This window comes from Streptomyces sp. CNB091, from assembly GCF_000377965.1.
On the sequence record NZ_KB898991.1, the window covers coordinates 182,796 to 209,298 of the forward strand.

General features: G+C 69.7%; 24 protein-coding genes. 9 read left to right on the forward strand and 15 right to left on the reverse strand.

Annotated features, from left to right (window positions below; genetic code table 11):
- Window positions 1–491 precede the first annotated feature (491 nt).
- Genes D581_RS0104800 through D581_RS0104810 form a run of 3 tightly spaced genes read left to right on the forward strand, consistent with a single transcriptional unit; the run spans window position 492 to window position 4,445 of the window.
- Window positions 492–1,754 carry a DUF3696 domain-containing protein gene (locus D581_RS0104800; protein WP_018956097.1) on the forward strand — a complete coding sequence of 421 codons (1,263 nt, stop codon included), beginning with the start codon at window positions 492–494 and terminating at the stop codon, window positions 1,752–1,754.
- Window positions 1,744–2,769, forward strand: coding sequence for a hypothetical protein (locus D581_RS0104805; protein WP_018956098.1), 1,026 nt, complete (start codon window positions 1,744–1,746; stop codon window positions 2,767–2,769). Before D581_RS0104800 ends, D581_RS0104805 begins: the two co-directional genes overlap by 11 nt.
- Before the next feature lie 2 nt (window positions 2,770–2,771).
- Window positions 2,772–4,445 (forward strand): DUF262 domain-containing protein, encoded by a 1,674-nt coding sequence (locus tag D581_RS0104810; protein WP_018956099.1) that lies wholly within the window; start codon window positions 2,772–2,774, stop codon window positions 4,443–4,445.
- 109 nt (window positions 4,446–4,554) lie between these two features.
- Here D581_RS0104810 and D581_RS0104815 read toward each other — a convergent pair whose 3' ends face one another.
- The 7 genes from D581_RS0104815 to D581_RS0104845 form a co-directional block, all read right to left on the reverse strand.
- Window positions 4,555–5,121 carry a Uma2 family endonuclease gene (locus D581_RS0104815; protein ID WP_018956100.1) on the reverse strand — a complete coding sequence of 189 codons (567 nt, stop codon included), beginning with the start codon at window positions 5,119–5,121 and terminating at the stop codon, window positions 4,555–4,557.
- Window positions 5,122–5,338: 217 nt separating this feature from the next.
- The gene (locus D581_RS0104820; protein WP_018956101.1) at window positions 5,339–5,746 is read right to left on the reverse strand and encodes a PIN domain-containing protein; all 408 of its coding nucleotides are present in this window, start codon (window positions 5,744–5,746) and stop codon (window positions 5,339–5,341) included.
- A complete protein-coding gene (locus D581_RS0104825) occupies window positions 5,743–6,006 on the reverse strand; it encodes a hypothetical protein (protein WP_026290215.1) in 264 nt (87 codons plus the stop codon). Before D581_RS0104825 ends, D581_RS0104820 begins: the two co-directional genes overlap by 4 nt.
- A gap of 183 nt (window positions 6,007–6,189) precedes the next feature.
- A complete protein-coding gene (locus tag D581_RS0104830; protein ID WP_018956103.1) occupies window positions 6,190–6,729 on the reverse strand; it encodes a hypothetical protein in 540 nt (179 codons plus the stop codon).
- 20 nt (window positions 6,730–6,749) lie between these two features.
- Window positions 6,750–8,738: a hypothetical protein gene (locus D581_RS0104835; RefSeq protein ID WP_018956104.1), complete on the reverse strand. Its 1,989-nt coding sequence runs from the start codon at window positions 8,736–8,738 to the stop codon at window positions 6,750–6,752.
- A complete protein-coding gene (locus D581_RS0104840; protein ID WP_026290216.1) occupies window positions 8,735–9,898 on the reverse strand; it encodes a 5'-methylthioadenosine/S-adenosylhomocysteine nucleosidase in 1,164 nt (387 codons plus the stop codon). The genes D581_RS0104835 and D581_RS0104840 overlap by 4 nt, the downstream gene beginning before the upstream one ends.
- Entirely contained in the window at window positions 9,899–10,642 is a 744-nt protein-coding gene (locus tag D581_RS0104845; protein ID WP_020679174.1) for an NUDIX hydrolase, read from the reverse strand. It lies immediately after the preceding gene.
- Between the two features lie 181 nt (window positions 10,643–10,823).
- Here D581_RS0104845 and D581_RS0104850 point away from each other — a divergent pair, with 181 nt between their 5' ends.
- Window positions 10,824–12,845, forward strand: coding sequence for a thioredoxin domain-containing protein (locus D581_RS0104850; protein WP_018956107.1), 2,022 nt, complete (start codon window positions 10,824–10,826; stop codon window positions 12,843–12,845).
- A 145-nt stretch (window positions 12,846–12,990) separates the two neighbouring features.
- Entirely contained in the window at window positions 12,991–13,377 is a 387-nt protein-coding gene (locus tag D581_RS0104855) for a nuclear transport factor 2 family protein (protein ID WP_018956108.1), read from the forward strand.
- 106 nt (window positions 13,378–13,483) lie between these two features.
- On the opposite strand, the gene trhA is transcribed toward D581_RS0104855, so the two are convergent.
- Window positions 13,484–14,176 carry a PAQR family membrane homeostasis protein TrhA gene (trhA, locus tag D581_RS0104860; RefSeq protein ID WP_018956109.1) on the reverse strand — a complete coding sequence of 231 codons (693 nt, stop codon included), beginning with the start codon at window positions 14,174–14,176 and terminating at the stop codon, window positions 13,484–13,486.
- Window positions 14,177–14,399: 223 nt separating this feature from the next.
- On the opposite strand from trhA, the gene D581_RS0104865 reads away from it, so the two are divergent.
- Window positions 14,400–16,226, forward strand: coding sequence for a phosphoenolpyruvate carboxykinase (GTP) (locus D581_RS0104865; RefSeq protein WP_018956110.1), 1,827 nt, complete (start codon window positions 14,400–14,402; stop codon window positions 16,224–16,226).
- 157 nt (window positions 16,227–16,383) lie between these two features.
- Here D581_RS0104865 and D581_RS0104870 read toward each other — a convergent pair whose 3' ends face one another.
- The 7 genes from D581_RS0104870 to D581_RS0104900 form a co-directional block, all read right to left on the reverse strand.
- Window positions 16,384–17,034 carry a hypothetical protein gene (locus tag D581_RS0104870; protein ID WP_018956111.1) on the reverse strand — a complete coding sequence of 217 codons (651 nt, stop codon included), beginning with the start codon at window positions 17,032–17,034 and terminating at the stop codon, window positions 16,384–16,386.
- Between the two features lie 43 nt (window positions 17,035–17,077).
- Window positions 17,078–18,697, reverse strand: a complete 1,620-nt coding sequence (locus D581_RS0104875; protein ID WP_018956112.1) for a VWA domain-containing protein — start codon at window positions 18,695–18,697, stop codon at window positions 17,078–17,080.
- Window positions 18,694–19,977 (reverse strand): toxic anion resistance protein, encoded by a 1,284-nt coding sequence (locus D581_RS0104880; protein WP_018956113.1) that lies wholly within the window; start codon window positions 19,975–19,977, stop codon window positions 18,694–18,696. The genes D581_RS0104875 and D581_RS0104880 overlap by 4 nt, the downstream gene beginning before the upstream one ends.
- A 158-nt stretch (window positions 19,978–20,135) precedes the next feature.
- Entirely contained in the window at window positions 20,136–21,263 is a 1,128-nt protein-coding gene (locus tag D581_RS0104885; RefSeq protein WP_486585797.1) for a hypothetical protein, read from the reverse strand.
- Window positions 21,264–21,383: 120 nt separating this feature from the next.
- Window positions 21,384–21,782: an SCO4983 family protein gene (locus D581_RS0104890; RefSeq protein ID WP_018956115.1), complete on the reverse strand. Its 399-nt coding sequence runs from the start codon at window positions 21,780–21,782 to the stop codon at window positions 21,384–21,386.
- A gap of 141 nt (window positions 21,783–21,923) precedes the next feature.
- Entirely contained in the window at window positions 21,924–23,135 is a 1,212-nt protein-coding gene (locus D581_RS0104895) for a pyridoxal phosphate-dependent aminotransferase (protein WP_018956116.1), read from the reverse strand.
- A 378-nt stretch (window positions 23,136–23,513) separates the two neighbouring features.
- Entirely contained in the window at window positions 23,514–24,326 is an 813-nt protein-coding gene (locus D581_RS0104900; protein WP_018956117.1) for an arylamine N-acetyltransferase family protein, read from the reverse strand.
- 219 nt (window positions 24,327–24,545) lie between these two features.
- Here D581_RS0104900 and D581_RS0104905 point away from each other — a divergent pair, with 219 nt between their 5' ends.
- The 3 genes from D581_RS0104905 (at window position 24,546) to D581_RS0104915 (ending at window position 26,452) form a co-directional block, all read left to right on the forward strand.
- Window positions 24,546–24,881 carry a hypothetical protein gene (locus D581_RS0104905; protein WP_018956118.1) on the forward strand — a complete coding sequence of 112 codons (336 nt, stop codon included), beginning with the start codon at window positions 24,546–24,548 and terminating at the stop codon, window positions 24,879–24,881.
- Between the two features lie 132 nt (window positions 24,882–25,013).
- On the forward strand, window positions 25,014–25,451 hold the full coding sequence (locus D581_RS0104910) for a winged helix-turn-helix transcriptional regulator (RefSeq protein WP_018956119.1): 438 nt from the start codon (window positions 25,014–25,016) through the stop codon (window positions 25,449–25,451).
- 140 nt (window positions 25,452–25,591) lie between these two features.
- Window positions 25,592–26,452 (forward strand): S1 family peptidase, encoded by an 861-nt coding sequence (locus tag D581_RS0104915; RefSeq protein ID WP_018956120.1) that lies wholly within the window; start codon window positions 25,592–25,594, stop codon window positions 26,450–26,452.
- Window positions 26,453–26,503: the final 51 nt, after the last annotated feature.

The following is a 26,503-nucleotide window of genomic DNA, read 5'->3' on the forward strand; positions in this document are numbered from 1 at the left end:
CCGAGTAGCCCGCGGACCTCGCGTCTGTCTGAGGCGCGGGGCGACACAAACGTTGAGCAGAAGCGGACTGCAAGTTGACTGATGCGGCCAGGCATCTGACACCAGCCGCACCAAGGGCCGGAGCTGTTGCTGGCCACAAGTGATGTCGCCCGTGCCCTTGGCTGGAGGTCCACAGGAGGTCCAAGGGGTAGGCCGGGCTGGGCCCGGGAAAGCTGATCGGCCGGCTGCCCTTCCTTGCGCTCAGGCCCACAGCCGCGCGGAGCACCGCTGCCGCCCGGGGAGACAAACGGTGTGAAGGCTGACGGTCTCGCCAGATCCTGGAACTCCGAGGCAGACGTCGGGCATCTCCGCAGATGGAAGAGCGAAACCTTGGGTGCCGACCTTCCACCGTCTGAGAGTATTGCCACGGCTAAGCTGGCGCGCCGCTGGAGCGGTGTTCGCTGAGGTCGGCACGGCCTCACCAGACATGGTTTGACCGAACGGGAGCCCAGGTGTCGTTGGAACGGTTCTCGCTGGAGAACTATCGCTGTTTCAGGGAGAGGCAGGAGGTGGAGCTTGGAAAGATCACCGTGGTGCTGGGCCGGAACAATTCCGGCAAGAGTGCGGTCGTGCGAGCGCTTCCGCTCCTTTCCCTCGGTATTCGCGGTGACTCCCCGTACCCCCTGGACCTGGACCTGATCCAGGGCGCCAATCCTTCATTCGCCGATCTGATCCACGGCTCGTCACCCCATGGGCACATTCGCCTGGGAGTGTCGATCGGGCGCGAGGGCGGCGAGGCCGTCAGCGCCACCGCAGAGGTCCAGAACATCGCCAACCAGGGAACGCAGCTCGTCTCCTCGGTGCAGATCTCCTGCGGGACGGAGATCGTGAACCTGTCCTGGATGCCCGGCGCCGACGCCTACTCCCCGGAGAAGCGCGCGTATCTTGTCGACGGCCAGGAAGCCAGAGTCGGATTTCGCGGGCTGCTTCCCGTTCCGGCCGACTGGCCTGACTCCGTCGGCGGTGTCAGCGGCGTCACTGGGCTCATTCGGGAAGGCATTGACGAGATCCGGTATTTGGGTCCGTTCAGGAAGAGCCCGGAGCGCTTTTTCCGGTCTCCGGCCAGGACGCTCGGCAGCGTTGGCTATCGGGGCGAGAGAGCGCTAGGCATGCTCGCCGGGGATGAGGTGTACGGGCGCGGTCTGATTGGCCGTGAGGTGAACGCCCTGCTGGAAAGCATCCTGCCCGGGTGGCGCCTCGAAGTCACTGACGTCGGCTCCGGGATGTACATCCCCAAGCTGCGTTCCCTGCGTGACCCCGATCTCGTCGTCCACATCGACGACGTCGGCACCGGTGTGGTCCAGTTCCTGCCGATAGTGATCCAGCGGGCTGCAGACCGCGTGGAACCACCCGCCGGGCCGGTGATTGAGATCGTGGAGGAGCCCGAACTCCATCTCCACCCTTCGGCCCACGCCGCGATCGCTGATCTCTACGTCGACGCCGTGCAGAAGTCGCGGGTGCGCTTCTTGGTGGAGACGCACAGTGAGAACTTCCTCCTCAGGCTGCGCCGACGGGTCGCGGAGCAGAAGCTGGCGCCGGAGGACGTGAAGATCTACTTCGTTGAGCAGGGCGAGGGGGCCGCCACCCTGCGGAAGATCGAGGTGGACGCCCTCGGTAACCTCGACTACTGGCCGCGGGGGGTCTTTGCGGAGGACTTCGAGGAGGTGCGCGCCCTCGCGGACGCGCAGGCGAATCGGATCGAAGATGCGCGTTGAGATTCCCGTCGACCTGCTAAAGGGCTGTCAGGGCGACGATAACGCAGAGCTCATGTTGAGGCTGATCGCGTTCTTCAGGGAGGCGCGGCACGAGTGGGCGATCTCCCCGCGTGATGTGGACGCCGTCCATACGTTCCTGGAGCGTCACCTCCCGGTCCTGGCGCAGAGCTACCGGCTGCTCGCGCAGAAGGCGAGCATGGCGCAGGCATGGGCGCCCCACGGGGGTACTAAGGAAGTGTTCAGGGTGGCCGGCGAGACGCTCGCGGCGGACATCCGCGACCTGGAGCGGCCGGCCGTGCTGGTCGTGGAGAATGCGACCTACGACTGGCAGATGATCGAGGCGCTCGCGCGCATGCTCGGCTGCGAGGACGTCATCGAGGCCAAGGAAGGCAGCCGCCTCGGCGTGTACAACGGAGGTGGCAAGGACGGGGCAACCCGGCACGCGGTCGAGCAGGCCGCGCAGTTCTCCCGTACCAAGCGCGTGGTTCTCGTCATCGACAGCGACAGCTTCCACCCCACGGACCGGACCGGCAATCACGAGAAGGCCGAAGCTGTGGTCCGAGAAGGCGTGAGCGCGCACGTCCTTAGATTCCGGGAGATGGAGAACTACATTCCCAACCGGGTCCTGGCCCGGCAGCCGAAGAGGGCCGTCGGGAAATCCTCCATGGCTAAGCGCCTGGAGTCCCTTAAGAACTTCGCGCCCGAGCAGCGAGCCCACTTCGACATGAAGCACGGATTCAAGGGAAAGCCGCAGATGAGGTCTGGCCAGAAGAGGCGCCACTCAGGGAAGGCGGGGACCACCTACGCCATCCCGCCGCGCCACGGTGATCTGTACGACGAAGTGGCGGAGCAGGATCTCATCACCCTCCAGGAGGGATTTGGGACGGAGTTGCCGCGTCTGTTTCTGCAAGAGGTGATGCGCGGCGGCATATCGGAGCGGGACCTGGACGGCCTGGGCCTCGGAGCGAAACAGGAGTTGCGATCGATGTTCGAAACGATTCGGGGCGTGATCTGAGCATGGGAGACATCGAGGTGGTTAAGGACATCTCCGTGGTGCCGGAGGTCCACTTCCTGGAGCAGGTCCTGGAGCGGATCGCGCAGGGCGAGCTGCGGGTGCCGAAGTTCCAGCGCCCGTTCCTGTGGCGCCCCGAGCAGATGCTCCAGCTCTTCGACAGCATGGAGCGCGGCTACCCGATGGGCAGCCTGCTCACCTGGGAGACCACCATGCCGCTCGAAAGCCTCGACACCATCGGTGGGCGCAGGATTCCGCCAGCACCGGAAGGGGCGAAGGTCGCCTACGTCCTGGACGGCCACCAGCGGCTCTCCACGCTCTTCGGCGTCCTCCACCGCTCGGCCGACGCCTCGCGGTCCGCGCGCCAGGAGGACTGGATGTGGTGGGTCTACCGGCCGCTCGTCCGGCCGGAACACGATGGTGTGCGCTACCGCCACTGGAAGAGCAGCGAGCCAGTGCCCAGCCACTTCCTGCCCATGCGGTCCGTACTGGGGACCCTGGACTTTCTCGAATACGCACGGACGCTGTCCGACGTCTCCCACTCCCGCGAGGAGGCCGACCGCTTCACTAAGGAGAGCGAGCGCATCGCGAAGCGGGTGAAGAACTACAAGGTCTCCGTGGTGCGCATGGAGGGCGGCACTCTCCAGCAGGCCATCGAGGTCTTCTCCAGGATCAACAGCAGCGGCCAGAAGATGCGTCCCGACCAGATGGTCTCCGCACTGACCTACGGGACCATCGGCTCGGAGACGCTCAGCGACAAGATGGAGGAGATCAAGGGGCGGATCGCGGCTTCGGGCTTCGGCGAGATTCCGATCATGACGATCTTCCAGACCGTCCTCGCGCTATCCGGCGAGGAGGACGTGCAGCGGGACACCTCCTGGGAGACGATGGCCCGGAAGGTCCAGGACCAGCTCACAACCGCGGTGGAGGACACCGACCTGATCCTCCAGCAGGTGGTCGAGTTCCTGCGGGAGGAGGTCCGGGTCCCGCTGGCTCGCCTGGTTCCCTACAACATTCAGATCATGCTGCTCGCCGTCTTCTTCCACTTCTCCACCAAGGTCGAAGCGGACCAGCGGGTCAAGCTCCGGCACTGGTTCTGGACCACGTCCCTGGCGGGCACCTTCGCCGGGTCCACCACCACCCAGGTCCGGAAATTCATCACGGAGATGAAGGCGTTCGCCCGGGGCAAGGGCGGGCTCAGCTACTCCGCTGAGCGGGCCCGTTCCTTCCCCGAACGCTTCGACCTGCGCAGCGCGCGCGTGCGTGCCTACCTCCTCTGGGACCTGCAGACGTTCCCGGATCGGAAGAACCTCGACGGCGGCACCGCAAACGTACTGGAACAGTTTGCGACGGCTCACAGCGAGACCTATCGACACGTCATCACTCAGAGCGGGGTGCCCGGAGCTTCCAGTCCCGCCAACCGGATCGTCATGACGACGCCGCCAGGTGTATCAATCCGGCAGGCGCTCATCAGGCTCGCGGAGGACGGGCGGACCGACATCCTGGACTCGCACGGAGTCAGCCTCGAGTCCATCGAACACCTCAAGGCCGAAGCGTTCACCGAGTTCATCCTCGCCCGGCAGAACGAACTAGCCGCATGGGAACGGCAGTTCATCGAGAGCCTGGGCATCAAGTCAGCCGACAAGGAGGTTGGCGAGGCCGACATCGACACTGAGTGAGGGGCAGCGAGTCGAGGCTTGTGCAGCCTCGAAGGTGCAATGCGGCTTCCCCGCCTTGGAGCGGCAGTCGGCATGGCGATCACCGATAGCGGGGCGGCTTCTCGGTACCTTACGAGAGTCCAAGATCGACCGTGATGGAGAAAGGCGCAGTGGCCTTCACCGTGCCGGTGAACATCTCGCCGTCCCGGTACGCCTTGGTGGCGGGGTCGAGGATGTAGGTGTAGACGATTGGGATGCCGGTGACGGCCTGCTCGATCCGCCAGTAGAAGGGGATGCCGGCCTTGGCGTACTGGTCCACCTTCACGATGCGGTCCGTGGTCTCCGAACCGGGCGACACGACCTCGACCACCAGGAGTACGTGCTCAGGGCGGGTAGGCGTGAGGTCGATGGTCTCCGCCCGGTAGACGGTGACGTCAGGGCGGCGGTTGGTGAGGGGGACGTCCTGCAGGCGGACGTCGAAACCCGTGTCGGCGTTCCAGTCGGGGCCCGCGGCGGCGTCCAGGGCGTTGGCCAGGATGCGGGCCAGACGGTTGTGCCGCTTGGACGCGTTCGGGCTCACGACGACCATTCCGTCCACGATCTCGATGCCGGCGCACTGCTCCTCGGTCCAGGAGTCGTACTGCTCCGCGCTGATCTGGGTGTGCATCCATGCGGGCGCCACCATCTCGGCGGTCATGGTCCACCTCCTTCGAAGAGCCTCGGCACTCCCGGCGCTGCTGGGCTCAGCCTACTGTCCGGTGCCGCAGGGACGCCTGTCTTCCGAAGGGGCTGTCGCCCCCCTGCCACCTGCCCGTTCACGCCCCCGCCCCGTGGCGCGCGGGTGTCGCGGAGGAGGGTGCGCGAGCTGTCACTGGTGCCAGTGAACTCGCGAACCCAGTAGCCTCGGGCTGTGCTCACACTTCTTTGATGATTACGCGCTTCCCGCTGAGCTTCGACCAGCCGTCACGGTCGGAGGTCAGAACGATCACAGGGGCCGGGGCCCGGAGCGCGAGCGCGGCGACGAGGGCGTCGATCGCGTACTTGTGTCCATGGAGCCCGCCTGGGTCCTGAAGCAGCGCCACGGCGGTCAAGGAGTCCTCCTGGCTGACCGGTTCCACCCGCAGCCGGGAGAGCACCCACTTCAACCGCGCAAGATCGGTCTTTCCATGTACGGCTTCGACAATGGTCAGCGCAGACACGAGGACGGGAACCCCGACCTGCCGGGATGCCTCGATGCGAGCCGCCATGCCGCGGTCGTTGCGCAGGAGCAGGGAGAGCGCCTCGGAGTCGAGCACCAGCGAGCGGGCCGGCTGCTCCTTCACGCGGCGCCCCGCTCGGTGTTCTCGTCTGCGAACAGCTCGCGACGAGCGGCTTCGATCTCCTGCTCCGTGAGTGCGCCGTGCTCTTCTTCGTGGGCCGCGACGATCTCAGCGAGCCCGTCCATGGCGAGCTGGTGCCTGACAGCCTCGGTGACGTAGCCGGACAGTCCTCGGCGGCCTGTCCTTGATCGGAGTTCACTGACCAGCTCGGAAGGCATGGATACGGAGATGTTCTCAGTGACTCCAGAACGATTCTGCTTCATGGAATCAGTGTAAGACCATCTCTATTACATTCGCGAGATCGTCCGTGCGCCCGCCTGCCGTGTCACTTCACTGACGGCCGGCGGAGTCATCTCCTGAATCGATGAAATCGACTGTCCGGCCCTACGGAGGCGCCGGCTTCGATCGACTGACCAGCCGGAGCTCGCCCTGCGGCAGGGCAAGTGCTACCGCTCCGCACGGCGCAGGAACTGCCAGCCCAGCGCCGCCAGGGTGAGCGTCTGCACCAGTGAAGTGAGCACGAGTACGGGGTGAACGGTGGGGGAGCACCAGAACGCGATCATGCAGACCATGGGCAGGATCAGGTACGTGAACAGGTCCACTGCTGTCTGAAGCCGCTTGCGCATGGCGCGGCCCGCAATATTGCGGTGATACACCTCCCACCCGAACACCGCGCCCCGGGTGGAGGAGAGTTCCCCTAGACGCGGCCCCAGTTGGTCGCGGACGTAGCTGCCGATCGCCGAGATCTTCTCGTCATTGACCAGGTAGGTCCAGCCCAGGATCAGGCAGATCGCGGGGGCGGAGAGCAACAGTCGGGCTTGCCCGCTGTGGACGGTGACCGCTACGACCGCGGTGACTGCGGCGAGCGTGAAGTAGAGCAAATTGTCGCGGAATCCTATGCGGGTCTTCTGTTCCTCCTTGAGGCGGTCGTACTCGGCCAGCAGGACTTTGCTCTCGGTGACATCGTCCATGGTGGTCAAAGCCATTCCTATGCTCGATTCCAGGATCAGTCGGTGACCTGGAAGGGCGTCAGGTTGTCGGGGTTGTGTCGTTCGACCCACTCCTTCCCGTCTGCCGCGACCCCCTCCAGGAGGCGGAAGGTATGGGTTAAGCCGGCCGCGCTGAGACTGATCTCGGAGATCTCCCGGGCGCTTTCGTCCGGTGCCAGTTGATGGGCGTCGGCGTCCTTCACATGGATCTTCCGGGCAGGTCCGTTGGTGAGGACGAGCTCCAGGTCGTAGCCGACATCGGCGTTCTCCGTCACTTGCACCGAGGACAGGGCGTCGAACCGGTAGTTGCTCCGCTGCTCGTTCTTGCGCGTTGAGTCGGAGAACTTGAGCTCGGAGCTGACTTCGCGGATGCCGTCCCGGGTGAACAGGAACAGACGGATGACGTAGTGCGAGTATCGCCATGGGCCGCCCTGGACCCGGGCTCGTTTGTAGGGGCGCGCCGGGGTCACCAGGATGGTGTGCGTGATCAGATCACGCCAGGTGAGCCGGTGGTGTCGCAGCGCCTCATCGACGAACGTGGTCTTGTCGCAGGTGAGCCAGGTCTCCATTTCCCGCTCACTGGGGCGGGTCGAGTCCAGGAGCGCCTTCCAGCGTTGGTGGGCGTCCTGCCGTGCGGCCAGTTCTTTCTGGTACTCCAGAGCCTCCCGGGCCAGTCGGTGCCGTTCACGCCGGACCTTCAACCACAGCTGAGCGGCCGCGTGCCCTGACCAGGCCGCACCGAGCAAGGCCAGGAACGCCCACAGCGGACGCGGCTGGGCGGCATCCAAGACCGCCGTGCCGAACCCTGACAGGGCCGCGGCGCCGAGAGCGGCGAGGGCTGTCACGGTCAGGACCTTCGTCCTGGTCAGCGTCCGGTCCTGAGGGTATCGATCGAAGAGGGTGCCGCTGTTGTGTCGGTTCCGGGTCTCCTCGGCGAGGTACCGGATGAGCCAGGTGACTCGCTCCACACCGGTCCGGCTTTCCCGGTAGAGGTCCGCGACCTCGGCGGCAAGGCTGCTGCGGATCTCGGTGGTGTGCGCGAGCCAGGCGTTCGGGGTGAACCCGTGGGGTGTGCGAACGCTGAAGTAGTGGTCGAACTTGTGGTGAACGCCTTTGGTGAATCCGCCTTCGGCAGGTGCGGGACTGTGCGGCTCTGAGACGTCTGCCCCGGCCGTTTCGGCCGGCCGGGATCCCCGGCCCCACCACTGGACGCCGCACCGGGCCGCGGTGTGGCCCGCGCCGAGTGCCACCAGTGACTCGAGAACCGCCTGGACTGGATGCGCGATCCATGCCAGGGCCCCAAGGAGCACACTGCTGACCACGAACAGGGCCACCCGGAGCGGGAGGGCTGCCTGCGCAGCGGCAACGGCCGCAGTGCTCAGGCGGGGGCGTACGGCCCGTGCCCCGATGGGGTCGGGCTCGAAGTAGGCCCAGACCCGCCGGGCCCGGTCGTTGCCGAAGCGCTCCGCTGCAGCCCGTTCGAGGGTCTCCGCCCATAGCTCGTCCTTCAGCCCTCCGGTAAGCATGAGGTCGAGGTGGCGAAGGATCGCGTCATGCTGGCGGGACGGCAGGTCCTGTAGCTGCTTCAGTACGGGGCCGGTCGCTCCGCCGGCGGTGCCGAGCGCCGCCAGCAAGTCGAAAGTGACGCGCAGACCTTCTTTCCACACGTCCTCTACGTAGGCGCGCACGAGCCCGGAGGCGTGGTGCAGCCGCTGGACCTCTTCGGTGCTGAGGTCATGGTGTGTTCGTGCGCTGAGCATGGCGAGCACCCAGTGGAACCGAACCTCCGCGTTGTGGTAGCCATGAGCGATCGCATCAGTGATCATTTCGCGGGCGCGGCTGGGGATGCCGTCTTCCAGGAGCCGTACGCCCACCCTGTACTTCTCCTGCGGTGAAGCGTCCGGGTGGACGAAGTAGACATTGGAGTTGTGTACGGTCTCTGCCTGGATCCCGATGGTGGAATCGTACGCGGCCGCACTGTACGTAGCATCGTTGCTGTCGCTCATGCCCGGCCGCCGGCTGAGGCGATCAAGGGGGCCAACTCGGCCAACAGCTCGGGACACTCCACGACGAGTCCGCGCAGTCTCCTCAGCGTCATAGCTGCGCGCTTCGACGAATCAGGAGTGCCTTCCCCGGCCGACCGGTGGGCGGACTCCAGGTCGGCCAGGGCCTCCTGATACGTGTCCTTGTCGAGGGCACCTCCAGCGTGGTGCCGCCCCAGAGTTTCGCGGAAACCATTGAGTGCCGCGATCAGGTCTGTCGGGCCGGACTCCTGCGGAGTCGCGTTCATGTGAACGCTGCTGCCCGTGACCGAGCTGGCCATGATGCCGACGGTGCTGTTGTGGGCGGTGTTGCTGACATGTCGGCCGAGACGGTCGGCCGGTGGGACCCTGTCGTCGCGGGGTACGGGAGCTTCTTCCTGTTCCCTGGCCAGTTCCACCGCCAGCCGGATGGCGAACGCCGCTGCGTTTGCTGCGGCCTGCGGCTGTCGGGTGCGGTCGTCAGCGCTGTTCTTCGTGCCGTCCGCTCGGTCGCTGATTCCGCGGATGATGGCCACCGGCGCTCCGTTGAGATGGCCGGCCTGTGCTACTCCGGCCGCCTCCATTTCGATGGCGAGTGCGTCGTTGTAGTGCTGCCGGATCCACTTCGCCTCGGCCGAGATCCTTGAGTTCTGGACGACCTCGCCGGCGGCGATCGCCCCGAAGCGCACCTGCGGCGCGTCTTCGGGACGGGAGGCGGAATCCGCCCAGTCGTTCAAGCGAGCTACGTGCGCGGCGAGTTGGCTGATGCCATGGGGCGCTTCCCATACCCGGGGGCGGGCTTTGAGCCCGTCGTCCTCGCTGGTCCCACCGTGGTAGGCGTACACGTGTGATGCCATCACAACGTCACCCAGCCTGGTGGCGTCCCATAATGCGCCGGCGACCCCGACGAACAGCACGGCCAGTGGGGAGAACTCCTGAATCGCGCGTTCGGCGATCACTGCGGAGGATTGGTTTCCCTTGCTCGTCAGACCGAGCGCGACACGGCATGAAGTACCGGGCACGGTTCCGACCTCGAATCGAGTACCGCGCTCATGGCGGTGCGCCTGCGGGCTCGTCAGCTTCTGTCGTACAGCCTGATACTCAAGATTGAGGGCGGTGAGAATCACCACCGGGCCTTTCAGCATCTACTCCACTTTCCCTCTCGTGTTCTCTTCCGTACCGGATGGCGTGGGTCGGATCAGCGGTGGGAACAGCACGGTTTTTGGACCGGACCGGTACAGCCGTGCAGGCCGGCCGCCCGTGCTCCTGCGGTCCGTGCCGGCGGGGATGATGAATCCCTTGGCGGCTTGGACCTTCCGGTAGAAATTGCGAGTGTCGAGTTCGGTGCCCCAGACGGCCTCGTACACCTGTTGCAGCTCTGCGATGGTGAACTCCTCTCGGCAGAATGCCGTGGCCAGCGATGAGAACTCGAGCTTGGTACGCGCGTGCTCGATACCCTCCGTTGCGATTCGGCGGTGATCGAAGGCGAGTTCCATTTCGCCGGACAGCACGGCTTGTGCCGGAAACCATGCGGCATCGGTGGCATCTGTTCCCGCGACCGGGTCGGGCAGCCCCGGCGCGATCGCCAGGTGCGCCACGGAGATGACTCGGCCACGGGGGTCGCGCCCCGATTCTCCGTACACGGCCAGCTGTTCAAGGTGGACCCAACTGGACGACAGGGCCGTTTCCTCGTCCAGTTCACGGTGGGCGGCATCCAGAATCTCCTCGCCATCGTGGTTCAGAAATCCGCCGGGCAGGGCGGGCCTACCGCGGAAGGGGTCCTCGCCCCGCTCCACCAAGAGAACGTGCAGGTGGCCTTCCCGCAACGTCAGGATCACGAGATCGACCGTCAGCAGTACATGAGGTGGTGACCACGCGTCATCTTGCATGCACTGCAAGATACTTCAGTTACTGTCACTTACACAAGAAGAGGGGTGCGGGCTCGCAGTCGCGTTCGACTCCGCAGTCCGGGCGTGGGCGTTGAGGCGCGCCAGCCGACCGGCTGGAACCGGCCTCGCCGGTTTGTTCCGGATTCAGGGTTCCCGCCACCGGGGCTGCGATACTGCCCGCATGGTGAACCGCCTGGCCGATGCCATGTCCCCGTACCTCCTCCAGCACGCCGACAATCCCGTCGACTGGTGGCCCTGGTCGCCCGAGGCGTTCGAGGAGGCGAGGAAGCGGGACGTGCCGGTGCTGCTCAGCGTCGGGTACGCGAGCTGCCACTGGTGCCACGTGATGGCCCACGAGTCGTTCGAGGACGAGACCGTCGCCGCCTACCTCAACGAGCACTTCGTGCCCGTGAAGGTCGACCGGGAGGAGCGGCCCGACGTCGACGCCGTCTACATGGAGGCCGTCCAGGCCGCGACCGGGCACGGCGGGTGGCCGATGACCGTCTTCCTCACGCCGGACGCCGAACCCTTCTACTTCGGGACCTACTTCCCGCCCGAGGCCCGGCACGGCTCTCCCTCCTTCCAGCAGGTCCTGGAAGGCGTGGCGGCCGCCTGGACCGACCGGCGCGAGGAGGTCGCCGAGGTCGCCGGGCGGATCGTCGCGGACCTGGCGGGGCGTTCGCTGGTGCACGGCGGTGACGGGGTGCCGGGGGAGCAGGAGACCGCGCAGGCGCTGCTCGGGCTGACCCGGGAGTACGACGAACAGCACGGCGGGTTCGGGGGTGCGCCCAAGTTCCCGCCGTCCATGGCTGTGGAGTTCCTGCTGCGGCACTACGCCCGTACCGGGTCGGAGGGGGCGCTCCAGATGGCCGCCGACACCTGTTCGGCGATGGCCCGGGGCGGGATCTACGACCAGCTCGGCGGGGGCTTCGCGCGCTACTCCGTGGACCGGGAGTGGGTGGTGCCGCACTTCGAGAAGATGCTGTACGACAACGCGCTGCTCTGCCGCGTGTACGCCCATCTGTGGCGTACCACCGGGTCGGACGAGGCCCGGCGGGTCGCCCTGGAGACCGCCGACTTCATGGTGCGGGAGCTGCGGACCGCCGAGGGCGGCTTCGCCTCCGCGCTGGACGCGGACAGCGAGGACGCCGACGGTAAGCACGTCGAGGGCGCCTTCTACGTGTGGACGCCCGCCCAGCTCCGTGAGGTGCTGGGCGAGGACGACGCCGGCTTCGCCGCCGCGTACTTCGGGGTGACGGAGGAGGGTACGTTCGAGGAGGGGTCCTCCGTGCTCCGGCTGCCGGGGGACACGGGGCCCGTGGACGCCGCCCGGGTCGCGGACGTACGGGCCCGGCTGCTGGCGGCCCGCGCGGAGCGCCCGCGTCCGGGGCGGGACGACAAGGTGGTCGCCGCGTGGAACGGGCTCGCCATCGCCGCGCTCGCCGAGACCGGCGCCTACTTCGACCGGCCCGACCTGGTGGAGCGGGCCACCGAGGCCGCCGATCTGCTGGTCCGGGTGCATCTGGGCGAGGTGGCCCGGCTGACCCGCACGTCCAAGGACGGGCGTGCCGGCGACAACGCCGGGGTGCTGGAGGACTACGGCGATGTCGCCGAGGGCTTCCTCGCGCTGGCGGCGGTGACCGGGGAGGGCGCCTGGCTGGAGTTCGCCGGGTTCCTGCTGGACATCGTGCTGGAGCAGTTCACCGGCGAGGGCGGGCAGCTCTACGACACCGCGCACGACGCCGAGCAGCTGATCCGGCGGCCCCAGGACCCGACGGACAGCGCCACTCCGTCCGGGTGGACCGCGGCGGCCGGCGCGCTGCTCTCGTACGCCGCGTACACCGGGTCCGAGGCCCACCGGACGGCTGCCGAGGGTGCGCTCGGCGTGGTGAAGGCGCTGGGGCCGCGCGTGCCCCGGTTCGTCGGCTGGGGCCTCGCGGTGGCCGAGGCGCTGCTGGACGGGCCCCGTGAGGTCGCCGTCGCCGGGCCGGTCGGCGGGGAGCTGCACCGTACGGCGCTGCTGGGGCGGGCCCCGGGAGCGGTGGTCGCCGTGGGCGAGGGGCCGGGGGCGGGGGCCGAGTTCCCGCTGCTGGTGGACCGGCCGCCGGTGGGCGGGGAGCCGACCGCGTACGTCTGCCGGCACTTCGTGTGCGACGCGCCGACGACCGATGCCGGTGAGCTGGCGGCGAAGCTGGGCGGCTGAGGGCTTTCGTCGAACTTCCGCCGTCGCCCGCGGGGCAGGCGGGAGTTCGACGACAGGGCGTACGGCGTTTCCGGGACGGTTCACCGTGGCCGGGAACGGCTCACGGGACGAGCGCGGTCCGCGAGGCGACTGGTATGACTGATGCATGCAGGAACAGCAGGAAGAGACCGCGCGGTCCGCGATCGACACGTTCATCTCCGCGTTCAACGCCTCGGACGACAGCTATGTGACTGCGCTGCTCTCCCAGGCCCTCACCTCGGACGTGGTCTTCTGGGGGCCGTTGGGGCGCAGTGAGGGGATCGAGGCCGTCGAGCGGTTCGTGCTGGACATCCGGCGCCACCCCGCGGGGACCGGCACGATGGTGCGCTGTTCGGCGGTGGACATGCCGGACGAGTGGGCCCGGTACCAGTGGGTCTTCACGACGCCGGACGGAGGCCCCCGCCTGGCGGGGACGGACGTCGTCCATCTGCGGCGGAGCCTCATCGACCAGGTCATCGTCTTCGCGGGGGAGATCGAGCCCACCGACTCCTGAGCCGTCCTCCTCCGGCGCCGTCCTTCTCCTGAACCGGCCCCGTTCGGGGTTCCGGGCCCGCCCGTAACGCCGAGGGGTTCCGGGCCCGCCCGTAACCCCTCGGCGCTCATCCGTGCTGGTAAGCCACCATCGAGATGCCCACGTAGTGCGCGACGAACGCCGCCAGCGTCAGCGAGTGGAAGACCTCGTGGAAGCCGAACCAGCGCGGCGACGGGTTCGGCTTCTTGATTCCGTAGATCACGCCGCCCGCGCTGTACAGCAGCCCGCCGACCACGACGAGGACCAGGACCGCGATGCCGCCGGTCCGCAGGAAGTCGGGCAGGAAGAAGACCGCCGCCCAGCCCATCGCGATGTAGCACGGGGTGTAGAGCCAGCGCGGCGCGCCGACCCAGAACACCCGGAACGCGATGCCCGCCGCCGCGGCCGCCCAGACCGCCCACAGCAGGGGCCGGGCGGTGGACTCGGGGAGCAGGAGCAGCGTCAGCGGGGTGTAGGTGCCCGCGATGATCAGGAAGATGTTCGCGTGGTCCAGGCGGCGGAGCACCGCCTCGCCGCGCGGCCCCCAGGTGCCGCGGTGGTAGACCGCGCTGACACCGAACAGCAGGCAGGCGCTGAGGATGTAGACGCCGCAGGCGATCCGGGCCACCGTGCTGTCGGTCAGGGCGATGAGGGTGATCCCGGCGACCAGCACCGCAGGGAACATTCCGGCGTGCAGCCAGCCGCGCATGCGCGGTTTGACGGGGACGGGGTCGAGTACGACGGGGCCCGGGGTCTGCGCGCTAGCGGCGGCGTCAGTCATATCCGCATGCTACCTACGCCGCCGTAAGTAGTGGATTTGGGGCGCAAATGAGTGGCGATGCTCACGTGTGAGCCCCCCTGGACATATGGGCGAAACGGTCGGATGATCAAATGAGTGCAGTCGGCACCGGATGAGCGCCAGGGGAATTCGAAGGGTACGAAGCATCCGGGTCGCAGCCCCCACGGGGCCCCTCGACAACTGACACCCTCAACTAGGAGCGATCGTGGCGCGCGACATCGCGGCTCCCCTCACTGTTCCCACCCACCACCAGGAGCTGGTCTCCTGGGTCGACGAGATCGCAGCGATCACCCAGCCGGACCGGGTGGTCTGGTGCGACGGCTCCGAGGCCGAGTACGAGCGCCTGTGCGGGGAGCTCGTGGCCAAGGGCACGTTCACCAAGCTGGACGAGATCAAGCGGCCGAACTCGTACTACGCCGCGTCCGACCCGAGCGATGTCGCCCGCGTCGAGGACCGTACGTTCATCTGCTCCAAGGAGGAGAAGGACGCGGGTCCGACCAATCACTGGAAGGACCCCGCCGAGATGCGGGAGGTCTTCACCGGTGCCGACGGTGTCTTCCGCGGGTCGATGCGCGGCCGCACCATGTACGTCGTGCCCTTCTGCATGGGGCCCGTCGGCTCGCCGCTCTCCGCGATCGGCGTCGAGATCACCGACTCCGCGTACGTCGCCGTCTCCATGCGCACCATGACCCGCATGGGCCAGGCCGTCCTGGACGAGCTGGGCACCGACGGCTTCTTCGTGAAGGCCGTCCACACCCTGGGCGCACCCCTGGCCGAGGGCCAGGAGGACGTCCCGTGGCCCTGCAACACCACCAAGTACATCTCGCACTTCCCCGAGGACCGCGAGATCTGGTCGTACGGCTCCGGCTACGGCGGCAACGCCCTGCTCGGCAAGAAGTGCTACGCCCTGCGCATCGCCTCCGTCATGGCCCGCGACGAGGGCTGGCTCGCCGAGCACATGCTCATCCTGAAGCTCACCCCGCCGCGCGGTGAGAGCAAGTATGTCGCGGCCGCGTTCCCCTCGGCCTGCGGCAAGACCAACCTCGCCATGCTGGAGCCGACCATCCCCGGCTGGACCGTGGAGACCATCGGCGACGACATCGCCTGGATGCGGTTCGGCGAGGACGGCCGCCTCTACGCGATCAACCCCGAGGCCGGCTTCTTCGGCGTCGCGCCCGGCACCGGCGAGCACACCAACGCCAACGCCATGAAGACCATGTGGGGCAACTCCGTCTTCACCAACGTGGCGCTCACCGACGACGGCGACGTCTGGTGGGAGGGCATGACCGAGGAGGCGCCCGCGCATCTCACGGACTGGAAGGGCAACGACTGGACCCCCGAGTCCTCCACGCCCGCCGCCCACCCCAACGCCCGCTTCACCGTCCCCGCCGGACAGTGCCCGATCATCGCGCCCGAGTGGGAGGACCCCAAGGGCGTGCCGATCTCGGCGATCCTCTTCGGCGGTCGCCGCGCCTCCGCCGTCCCGCTGGTCACCGAGTCCTTCGACTGGCAGCACGGCGTCTTCCTCGGGGCCAACGTCGCCTCCGAGAAGACCGCCGCCGCCGAGGGCAAGGTCGGCGAGCTGCGCCGCGACCCGTTCGCCATGCTGCCGTTCTGCGGCTACAACATGGGCGACTACATGAACCACTGGGTCAAGGTCGGCGCCGACAAGGCCGACCAGTCGAAGCTCCCGAAGATCTACTACGTCAACTGGTTCCGCAAGAACGACGCCGGCAAGTTCGTCTGGCCCGGCTTCGGCGAGAACAGCCGCGTCCTGAAGTGGATCGTGGAGCGCCTGGAGGGCAAGGGCGAGGGCGTCGAGTCCCCGATCGGCATCCTGCCGGCCAAGGGCGCACTCGACACCGAGGGCCTGGACCTCTCCGAGGCCGACCTCGACTTCCTCCTCACGGTCGACAAGGAGGTCTGGCGCGAGGAGGCCGCCCTGGTCCCCGAGCACCTCAACACCTTCGGCGACCACACGCCCCAGGAGCTGTGGGACGAGTACCACGCCCTGGTGAAGCGCCTGGGCTGAGCCCCGCGCTCCCGCCGAACCCCGCGGCCGGGTCCGCCGGACGTCCGCCCTGACCTGTGGGGCCGAACGACCCGCCGCGGTACGGGGCCTGTCCTCGCCGACAGCCCCGGAGGGCCTGTCCCCGACCAAGGACACCCTCCCGGCCCCCGGAACCCCCTCACGGTTCCGGGGGCCGCCCCGTTCCCCCGGGGGGCGTGCGCCGCAGGCCGCCCCCGCCCCGGTCCTCCAAATACTTCGTGTGGGACCGCTGGCGCAGCTCCTCCGCCTCCCGCGCCCCGTCCACCAGTTCCTGCGCCTCCCCGTGCAGCAGCGCCACCTGCCGCTCCAGCTCCTCCTCCGGAGCCCGCGCGCCCGGCGCGAGCCGCGTCCACCACCGGGTCCGCAGATACGCGTCGACGGACTCCGGAACGTCCCGGCGCACCGCCCGCGCCACCACGTGCACGCCCTCCGGATCCTCCGCCAGCGCCTCCGAGGCCCAGCCGGGGGCCAGCAGCCCGTCCAGCAGACCGGTCAGCGCGGTGAGCCGTTCCGTCGCGGCGGCCGGCAGGTCCACCCGGTCCAGATACGCCCGCAGCGTCACCAGGTCGGCCCGCAGTTCGTCCAGCCGGGACGAGGGATCCTCGAACGCGGGGGCGGGCGGCCGGGGCGGCGGGGCGAGCAGCGCGCCCGCCCCGTACAGCCCGCCGACCACCACCGGCCAGTACGCCCCGGCGAACCCGGCGAAGGTGAGGGCGAGACCGACGAGGGCCGCGGCGCCGCCGGCCAGGTTCCGGGCCGACTCCAGATAGCCGACGACCCGGGCCGCCACGGACCGGCCTGTGCCCTTGCTCCTACGGGTACCGCCCCGGCCCCTACTGGTAGCCACGGATCTCCTCGAACGCCCCGTCCAGCGAACCGGGACCCTCCTCCTTCGTCCCGTCGAAGAGCCGGCCGCCGGTCAGTGAGGCGATCGATTCCAGCTCCGAGCGGTCGGAGTCGCCGAACACGACCGGGAACACCGGGGTGACCTGGCGGGCGGCGGGCAGCGCCCGGTAGAACGCCGCGAACTCCGCCGCCGACCGGCCCGCCGTGTTCTCCCCGTCCGTCATCAGCACGATGGAGGTGAACGCGGACTCGGTGTCCGGGCCCAGGTGGTCGTAGGCGGCGGCGAGCGACGAGTAGATCGCGGTGTCCCCCTCGGCGGTCAGCGCCGCGGAGTCCGCCCGGATCGCCGCCGGGCCCGCCTTCGGGTCCGCCGGGTCGACGGTGTGCGTGCGGACCTGTTTGACGGTGGACCCGAACGGCAGCAGCGTGACCTGTTCGCGCTCACGGAAGCCGGCGGTCAGCCCGTTGAGCGCGGACTTCAGCCGGGCCAGCCGCGCGCCCTCCATCGACCCGGAGGTGTCCAGGACGTACACGGTCCGCGACGGCCGCCGCAGCCGGTGCTCGTACGAGGACAGCAGCCCGTCCGCGACCGACCGCTTACCGGGGAAGGGCAGTTCACGGCGCTGCTCGGGGGAGAGCGGATCGGCGGGGCGCGCGCCGGCGACGACCGGCCGGCGCAGCGTCCGCGCGGTGATCTCCCGCTGCACCGCGGTGGACCGGAAGTGCTCGGTCAGGGTCCGCACGGCGTCCCGGGCGTCGGGCGCGGCCCCGGCGAGGGCGCTCAGCGGGTAGTCGGCGGTCACCACCCCGTCGCGGGGGCGGATCACCGTCAGCCCGGCGCCGCTGTCCCGGTTCAGGGACAGCAGCACCGACTCGTAGTTGATCAGCGCGTCCACCGTGGAGCGCCGGGCGTACGCGGAGGCCAGCCACCCCGAGGAGCCGGAGGTGAGCCGCTGCCCGGCGAAGAACTCCTTCAGCTTCGGCCCGGCCGCGCGGACGTCGGCGTCGGTGAGCGCCGCCTGCGCGCCGGAGAGCCCGGACGCCACCGAGACCAGCGCGGCGAAACCGGAGTTGGAGCGGCTCGGGTCGGTCATCCCGTACGTCAGGTCCCCGGCCGCGACCGCCCGGTGGACCTGCGCCCAGCTGACCGCCCCGGCATCCCAGCCGAGCCGCCGTACCGTCTCGGGCCGCACCCCGAGCGCGACCGGGGAGGCCATCAGCGGGGTCTCGGAGGCGATCCGGCGGGCGGCCTCCGGATCGAGCCGCAGATAGTCGTTGGACGACAGCCACACCGCGTCGAACGCCCCGTCCGCCTTCCCGGACGCCAGGCGCTCCACGGCGTCCAGCGTGCCCGCCCAGGTGGGCCGCACGGTGATCCCGGTAGCCTCGCGCGCCTTCTCCAACAGGGGCTCCATGTCGCTGAGTTCGCTGGAGGCCAGCACCCGTACGGTCCCCGTGCGGGGCTGCCCGTCGTCGCCGCCCCGGCCGGCGCCCCGCCCGTCGTCCCGGTCCGTCGTGCAGGCGGCGAGCGGGGCGATCAGGGCCGCGGTCAGCAGCGGGAGGAGCGCGCGCCGCGCCAGGGCGCCCTTCCCCGGGCCGCTGTTCATGAGCGGCCCCCTTCCAGCGTGGGGCCGGCGGCCCGGCTGCGTTCCAACCGGGCCCCGGCCTCCTGGAGTTCGGCGGTCAGCGACTCCACGGTGGCGGCCATGGTCCCGGTCGCCCGCGCCTTGTACGTGTCGATGGCGTCGAGCGTCGCGTAGATCTGCCCGAACGCGGTGCGCAGGGTCTCGACGCCGACCGCGGGGTCGGCCGCGATGCGCTGGATCTCCCCGCTCTGTGTGGCGAGCATCTCCGCGTTGCCCCGGATCAGGTCCTCGGTGGTCGAGCGCAGCACCTGCACCTGCTCGGTCACCCGGCGCTGGTTCTCCAGCGCCGAGGACAGCATCACCGCGATCCGCAGCGCCGACACGGTGGTGGTGGCCGCCCGGTCGACGCCCTTGATCAGCTCGTCGTTGTTGCGCCGTACGACGTCCATCGCCAGGTACCCCTGGGCGCAGACCGCGATCTGGGTCAGCAGGTCCTGGTGCTTCTGCCGCACCGGAAAAAGGACGTCGGCCCGGAGCGCGTCCGCCCGCGCCGGATCGCCCGCCGCCTCGGCCTCCGCGACGCGCCGCTCCACGACGCCGTCGAGGGCCTCGGTGAGTACCGCGTACTCCTGGAGCTTGCCCATGGAGTCCCACAGGCGGCTGCGCTCGGTGTGCAACGCGGCGTTGTCGCGCCGCAGTTCGTCCTGGCCGCCGCGGAGCGAGCCGACGATCCGGTCGAGAGTCCCCTTGGCGGAGGCGTACTTCGCGACGTGGTCGCGCAGCCGGCGCCCGCCAGGCAGCCGGGACAGCAGCCGACGGGCCCCGCGCCCCGGGGTGTCGCGCGGATCGAGGTCCTCCACCGTGCGGCGCAGCTCGACGAGCGAAGCCCCCACCCGGGCCGGGGCGTCGCCCTCGCCCGAGGCGAGTGCGCGGACGGTGCGGTCCAGCATCCGGTTGGACTGCTGGGCGGCGCCGCGGATGTCGCCCTGCCCGAGCGCGGCGATCTCGCCGACCCGGGCGCCGAATGCGGGGGAGCGGGCGTCGAGTCCGGCGAGGCCTTCGACGTACTCCTCGGCGCGCCGGACCAGGTCGGCGCGCACGGCCTCCCCGACCGGGACGAGCCCGGCGGCCTGCTCGGCGCGGACGGGGGCGACGGGCGCGGGCGGGGTGAGCACGAGCGGGGTGGGCGGGGCGAGCGGCGTGGTCGGTGGGTCGTACGGCCGTCGGGGGTCCGGGGGCCCGGGGTACTGGGATCCGGTGTCCTGGGGCCCGGCGTTCCGGGCTCCGGCGTCCTGGGGCATGGTGGCGGTCTCCTGGGCTGCGAGTGCGGGCCCGGCAGCCGGGAACAGGCCCGGCTGCCGGGGCCGCGGGAACAGGTGGCTTGGTGCGGGCGCGGGCCGGGTGGCCGAGTGCGGCGGGGCCGCCGGAACGGGCCGGGCGTGGGCGGGGGCGGGCGTCGTCAGCCGCGAGCCCGCCGTGCCATCGAGCGCAGCACCTCCGCGGTGGGCACGGGCGCCTGGCGCACGCCGGTCAGCCGCTGGTCGATGTAGGCCGTGTGGTCCGCGGTCGCGGTGATGAACTCGGCCGCCGCGCCCTGGGGCCGGAAGCCGTGCCGTACCGCCAGCTTCCGCAGCCCGGGGTCGGTGGCCAGCAGCTCGCCGAGCTCGCGGCCGTGGTCCGTCAGCGGTACGAGGGTGTGGTCGCTGGACACCGTGGTGTCCGGGTAGAGGACGACGAGGTCGCCGATCTCCTGCCGCTGACTGCTCATCAGGAGGGAGGCCACCTGCGACTCGTAGACCAGTACGAGGGGGTTGCCCACTCCGCTGACGAAGTCACGGAACGGCGCGTCGCTGCTCGTCTGCTGCGCGCCCTGGACCTGGACGAGCTTGCGCATGAGGGGCGCGGTGCGCTCCACGGCCTTCGCGTCCGCGGCGACCCGGCCGCCGTCGGCGACGTACGAGGCGGCGGCGAGGTAGAGCGCGCCGGAGTTGGAGGTGACGGGGTCGGTGCTCGTGATGAACACCGTGCCGCTCAACTCGGCGTGCCCGGGAGCCCCCTTGAGCTGCTGCCAGGTCCGGTCGTCCTCGGCCGCCGCGAGGTAGGGGCCCATGAGCAGGGTCCCCTGCGTGGTGAACTTCGATCCGTCGGCGGCCCGCAGCCGGACCAGCCCGTTGTCCGCGAGGACCTCGGCCGCGCCGCGATGGGCCACCACGACGAGCGGCGAGTAGAACGGCCGCAGCGGGCCGCCCTGGGCGTCGGCTCCCCGGCGCAGCTCATCGGCCGGGGCCTTGGAGCCGGGGAAGGCGAAGTCGTGGCCCTTCAGGGGCAGTCGGTCCATCGCCCAGGACCCGGAGGTCTCCGTCCGAACGGTGAACCCCTTGGCCGCGAGGGCCTTCACGGTGTCGGGGTCGGCGAAGAACTCCGCCTTCTCCGACCCGATCACTCCGCGTACGGTCTTCGCGGCGGTGCCGCTGTCCCCGCTGTCGCGGCCCAGGGCGACGGCCGCCGCCACACCGGCGATCAGCACGACCGCCAGGACGATTCCCACGATGCGTCTCACCCGCGCAGCGTGCTCGCGGAAACCCACATTCCGGGCCGAGTTGGGTGGACGGAAGATGAAGGAGTCATCCCAGAACGCAACGGCCCCGGTGGAGATGGGCCATGGCTCCCGGCCCGCGCGGCCTCGACGGCACGCGGGCCGGGGCCGTCAGTGGGCGCCGACCAGCTGCCCGGAGAGGGCGGGGTCGGCGAGGGCCGCCGTGTGGGCGTCCATCCGTGTCGCGGAGAGGATGGCGGCGGTCGTGTCGGCGCGGGACGCCGCCACCAGCAGGGCGCGGCCCGCGAGGGCGTGGGCGCGGCGGTGGAGGTCCGCGGGGGTGGCGTCGGTCAGGGCGGCGTGCCGGGCGGGCGGGGCGCCGCGCAGCCTGGCCACCTGCTCGGCGATCCGGTCGCCCGGTCCGGTGAGGCCCAGCTCGTCGGTGACCGCGAGGAGGGCGGCCAGGTGCCCGGCGAGCTGGATGTCCAGCTCCTCCTCGCGGCTGCGGTGCGGAAAGTCCGCTCCGTCGGCCGGGGTGTGGGCCGAGGGGCTGCGGATCGGCTCGTACATGGATGGCCTCCCGATGGTGCGTGGAACCATCCTACATTGGAATGAGTCTAAAGTTGTGCCTGATCCGGAAGGGTGATGGCCCCAGGGCTGTCCGTAACCGACTACGGCTGTCCGTGACTGGCTACGGCAGCCCGTAACCGGCTAGGGCTGTCCGTAGCCGTCCAGGAAGGTGCCGATCCGGGTCACCGCGTCGGTCAGGTCCTCGACCGTCGGCAGCGTGACGATCCGGAAGTGGTCGGGCTCGGGCCAGTTGAAGCCGGTGCCCTGCACGACCATGATCTTCTCGGCCCGCAGCAGGTCCAGCACCATCTTCCGGTCGTCCTTGATCTTGTAGACCTTGGGGTCGAGCCGGGGGAAGAGATACAGCGCCCCCTTCGGCTTCACACAGGTCACCCCGGGGATCGAGGTCAGCAGGTCGTACGCCACGTCCCGCTGCTCCAGGATCCGGCCGCCCGGCAGCACCAGGTCCTGGATCGACTGCCGGCCGCCGAGCGCCGTGGCCACCGCGTGCTGCGAGGGCATGTTGGCGCAGAGCCGCATGTTGGCGAGGATCGTCAGCCCCTCGATGTACGAGGTGGCGTGCGCCTTCGGCCCGCAGACGGCCATCCAGCCGGAGCGGTAGCCGGCCACCCGGTAGTTCTTGGAGAGCCCGTTGAAGGTCAGCACCATGAGGTCCGGGGCCAGCGCCGCCGTCGGGGTGTGGGTCGCGCCGTCGTAGAGGATCCGGTCGTAGATCTCGTCGGAGCAGACGATCAGGTTGTGCCGCCGGGCGATCTCGGTGAGACCGCGCAGCATCTCGTCGTCGTACACGGCGCCGGTCGGGTTGTTCGGGTTGATGATCACCAGGGCCTTGGTGCGGTCGGTGATCTTCCGCTCGATATCCGCGAGGTCCGGCATCCAGTCGGCCTGTTCGTCGCACCGGTAGTGCACGGCCGTCCCGCCCGCCAGCGAGACCGACGCGGTCCACAGCGGATAGTCGGGGGCCGGTACGAGCACCTCGTCGCCGTCGTCCAGCAGCGCCTGCATCGACATCTGGATCAGCTCGGAGACGCCGTTGCCCAGGTAGATGTCCTCGACGTCGAGGTCGATCCCCTTGGTCTGGTAGTGCTGCATCACCGCGCGGCGCGCTGACAGCAGGCCCTTCGCGTCGCCGTAACCGTGTGCGCCCGCGACGTTGCGCAGGATGTCCTCAAGGATCTCCGGCGGGCACTCGAACCCGAACGCGGCGGGATTGCCCGTGTTCAGCTTGAGGATGCGCTGACCGGCCGCTTCCAGCCGCATCGCCTCCTCCAGCACGGGACCCCGGATCTCGTAACAGACGTTGGAGAGCTTCGTGGACTGGATGACCTGCATGTCCGCGAGCTTACGGCGGCGTTTCGCGAGGTGCGCGGGGATGGCTCCCGGCGTACTCCCTCCGGGGTGCCTCCCCGCCCCGCCCCGTCTTCCATCGCCATGCCCGCCGCCGCCCCGGACCGTGGGATCGTCCGGTCGGGGTGGCGTCGCGGCTTGGAAACGGGGCGTGGGTGACCGGAACGGGTGAGATGCGCCACGCGGGTGCCCGTACCGGGTCCCTGTGGCGGGCACGGCCGGGCCGGCGTGCCTGTTCCGGCGACCCGGCGACCCGGCGATCCTGGCGATCCCGGCGATCCCGGCGATCTCGGCCATCCCGGCCATCTCGGCCGTCACCACGCCCGACGCGTACCGGCGCGCCCGTTCCGGCCGCCGGGGGCGTCATTCCGGCAGCCGGACGCCCTCCGGGAGACGGATGCCGAAGTCGTCCGCCAGGACACGCAGCGCCTCGTCGCCGTCCTCCAGCCGCCGCTCCTGAATCGTGCCGTCGTCGGCCGTCTCCACCAGGTCGAGCCCCGACAGCGCGAGGTGGGAGCCGATCCGGGTGCGCTGCGCGTACACGGCCTGCCGGAACGGTGAGCGGGGGTGCGTCGCGATGAACCAGTTGATCACCTCGAAGTCCGGCTTCTCGTACGGGTCCAGGGTGAAGTCGTACTGCGGCTCCCACGACCCGCCCTGGTCGGCCTGGAGCTCCCACAGCGGCAGCGGACCGTGGTGGGGTGCGTGGACCAGTCGGTGGCGGCGCGGCACGTCGGACAGCTCGACGCCCTCCACCAGCTCGATCGGCTCCAGCAGGGTGCCGGACGTCCCGAACCCGACGTCCGCCAGATACGGGTGCGGCTCGCCCGCCACATCCACCCGCATCAGCATGTGCGTACGGGGCCGGATGTCGCCCGGCGCGGCGCCCAGCACCACTCGGGCCGTCAGCGGCGTGACGGAGAAGCCGATCTGCCTCAGGGCGGCGGAGAAGAGGGTGTTGTGCTCGTAGCAGTACCCGCCGCGCCCGCCGTGCACGAGCTTCGCCTCCAGGTCGTCGAGTGCCAGCGATGGGGCGGCGCCGAGGACGGCCTCCAGGTTCTCGAACGGGATGCCGGTCAGATGGGCGCGGTGCAGGGACCGCAGAACCTCCAGCGTGGGGCGGGGCTTTCCGGTCCATCCGATGCGGGCGAAGTACGCGTCGAGGTCGAGAGTCATACGCCGACCGTACGCAGCCGGGGTGCGGGCGCGCCTCCGGCCGCGGACCGAAAGGGCGCGACCGCACGGCCTCGGTCCCGGGACCGAGACCCGGGACCGAGACCCGGGACCGAGACCCGGGACCGAGACCCGGGACCGCGCAGGTGGCAGGAGGTGTGGCTTGCTCAGATCCTGCTCAACTCGGGTGAGAGCCGGGCCGGGCCGGGTAGCGGTGATCACATGAGCATGTTCCGGAAGCCCCAGCCCCTCGCCGCACTCGTCCTCCGAGACGCCCCCGATGTCGTCGCCGGGCTCCGGCGTGCGCTGGAGACCGCCACGGACTCCGAGCGCCCCGGACTGGAGCGGGCCCTCGTCGTGGCCGAGGACGCCGCCGCGCGCCCGGACGAGGAGCTGCGGGGCAGGTGGGTGCGACAACGGCTCGCCGCCGCCGGCCACGAGGGGCCGGCGGGCTCCGTGGAGGCCATCAAGATCCTGCGCCGGGCCGAACCCGGACTGACGCTGCTCCAAGCCGTGACGTACGCCAAGGAGGCGGAGGCGGCGGAGGCGGAAGCCTGAGGCGGGCCGGGCGGAAGCGGCATGGTTGTCGGACGTGCCGCTTAGGCTGGTCGAAGGTGCCGGGGGCGACAAGTGCCCATGTGGAGCGGGTGGTCACCGCGCGGCCGGCGACCGGACAGGGGAGGGTGGACGATGCGGATCGTACGGAGGCCGGGGGCTTTCGTCTGCGGGATCGACGCGGCGATGGACGTGATCGGCGGCAAGTGGAAGGTGCTCATCCTGTGGGCGTTGAACGAGCGGACTTGCCGCTTCGGTGAGCTGCGCCGGGCCGTGACCGGGGTGACCGAGAAGGTGCTCAGCTCCCATCTCAAGGAGCTGGAGGACGACGGCATCGTGCACCGCCAGGTGTATGCCGAAGTGCCGCCGCGCGTGGAGTATTCGCTCACCCCCCTGGGCCTCTCGCTGAACGCCGCGCTGGAACCGCTGGGGCAGTGGGGGCGGGACCACATCTGTCGCGGCGCGGAGGAGGCCGGAGCCGACGGCTGTCGCGGCGCGGAGAAGGCCGGAGCCGGTGTGGGAGTCGGCGCCGGGGCCTGTTGCGGGGCCCCCGTCGAGGCCGCGGTGGGCTGAGGCGGCGACAGCCGTGGTCGCGGCCGGAACCGGCCCCTGGTGAGGGGACCCCTTGTGATGACCCGACATCTGCGCCAACATGCGCATGTCAAAAGCCGGAAGATCTCCGGCCCTTGGCGTCACTGGAGGGGACCCCCCACATGAACAAGCCTCTCGTCGGTGCGTTTCTCGCTGCCCTGCTCCTGGGAGCGGGTGTCGCGCCCGTCGCCGCAGCCGCACCCGCGCCGCAGACACAGGAAGCCGCACCGAAGGCCGACCCCGCCGCGAAGGCCGTGACCTTCGCCGGGACCGTCGCCCTCAGCAACTGCTCGGGCTCCGTCGTCCGTACCCCCGACGCCGCTCCCACCGACCCCGCCCTCGTGCTCTCCAACGGGCACTGCATGGAGTCCGGCTTCCCGGGCCCCGGCGAGGTCGTGGTCGACCAGCCGTCCTCCCGGACGTTCACCCTGCTCAACGCCTCGGGCAGCGGTGTCGGCACCCTGAAGGCGAGCAAGATCGCGTACGGCACCATGACCGACACCGATCTCTCGCTCTACGAACTCACCAGCACCTACCAGCAGATCGAGGACCGCCACGGCATCCGGGCGCTGGAGCTGGAGACCGCCCACCCGACGGCGGGCACCGCCATCACGGTCGCCTCCGGCTACTGGAAGCGCACCTACAGCTGCGACATCGACGGCTTCGTCCACCGGCTCAAGGAGGGCCGGTGGAGCTGGAAGGACTCGGTCCGCTACACCCCGGAGTGCCGGACCATCGGCGGTACGTCCGGCTCGCCGGTGATCGACGACGCCACCGGCAAGGTGGTCGCCGTCAACAACACCGGTAACGAGAGCGGCCAGCAGTGCACGGGCAACAACCCGTGCGAGGTCGACGAGAACGGCGAGGTGACCGTCCGCGAGGGCATCAACTACGCCCAGCAGACGTACAACATGGTCCCGTGCATCGGGGCCGGCAGCACGATCGACCTCACCCGTGAGGGCTGTGCGCTGCCCAAGCCGTAGCAGTAGCCGTAGCCGTAGCAGTACCCAGCGGTGATTCCGGCGCGCGCCGGG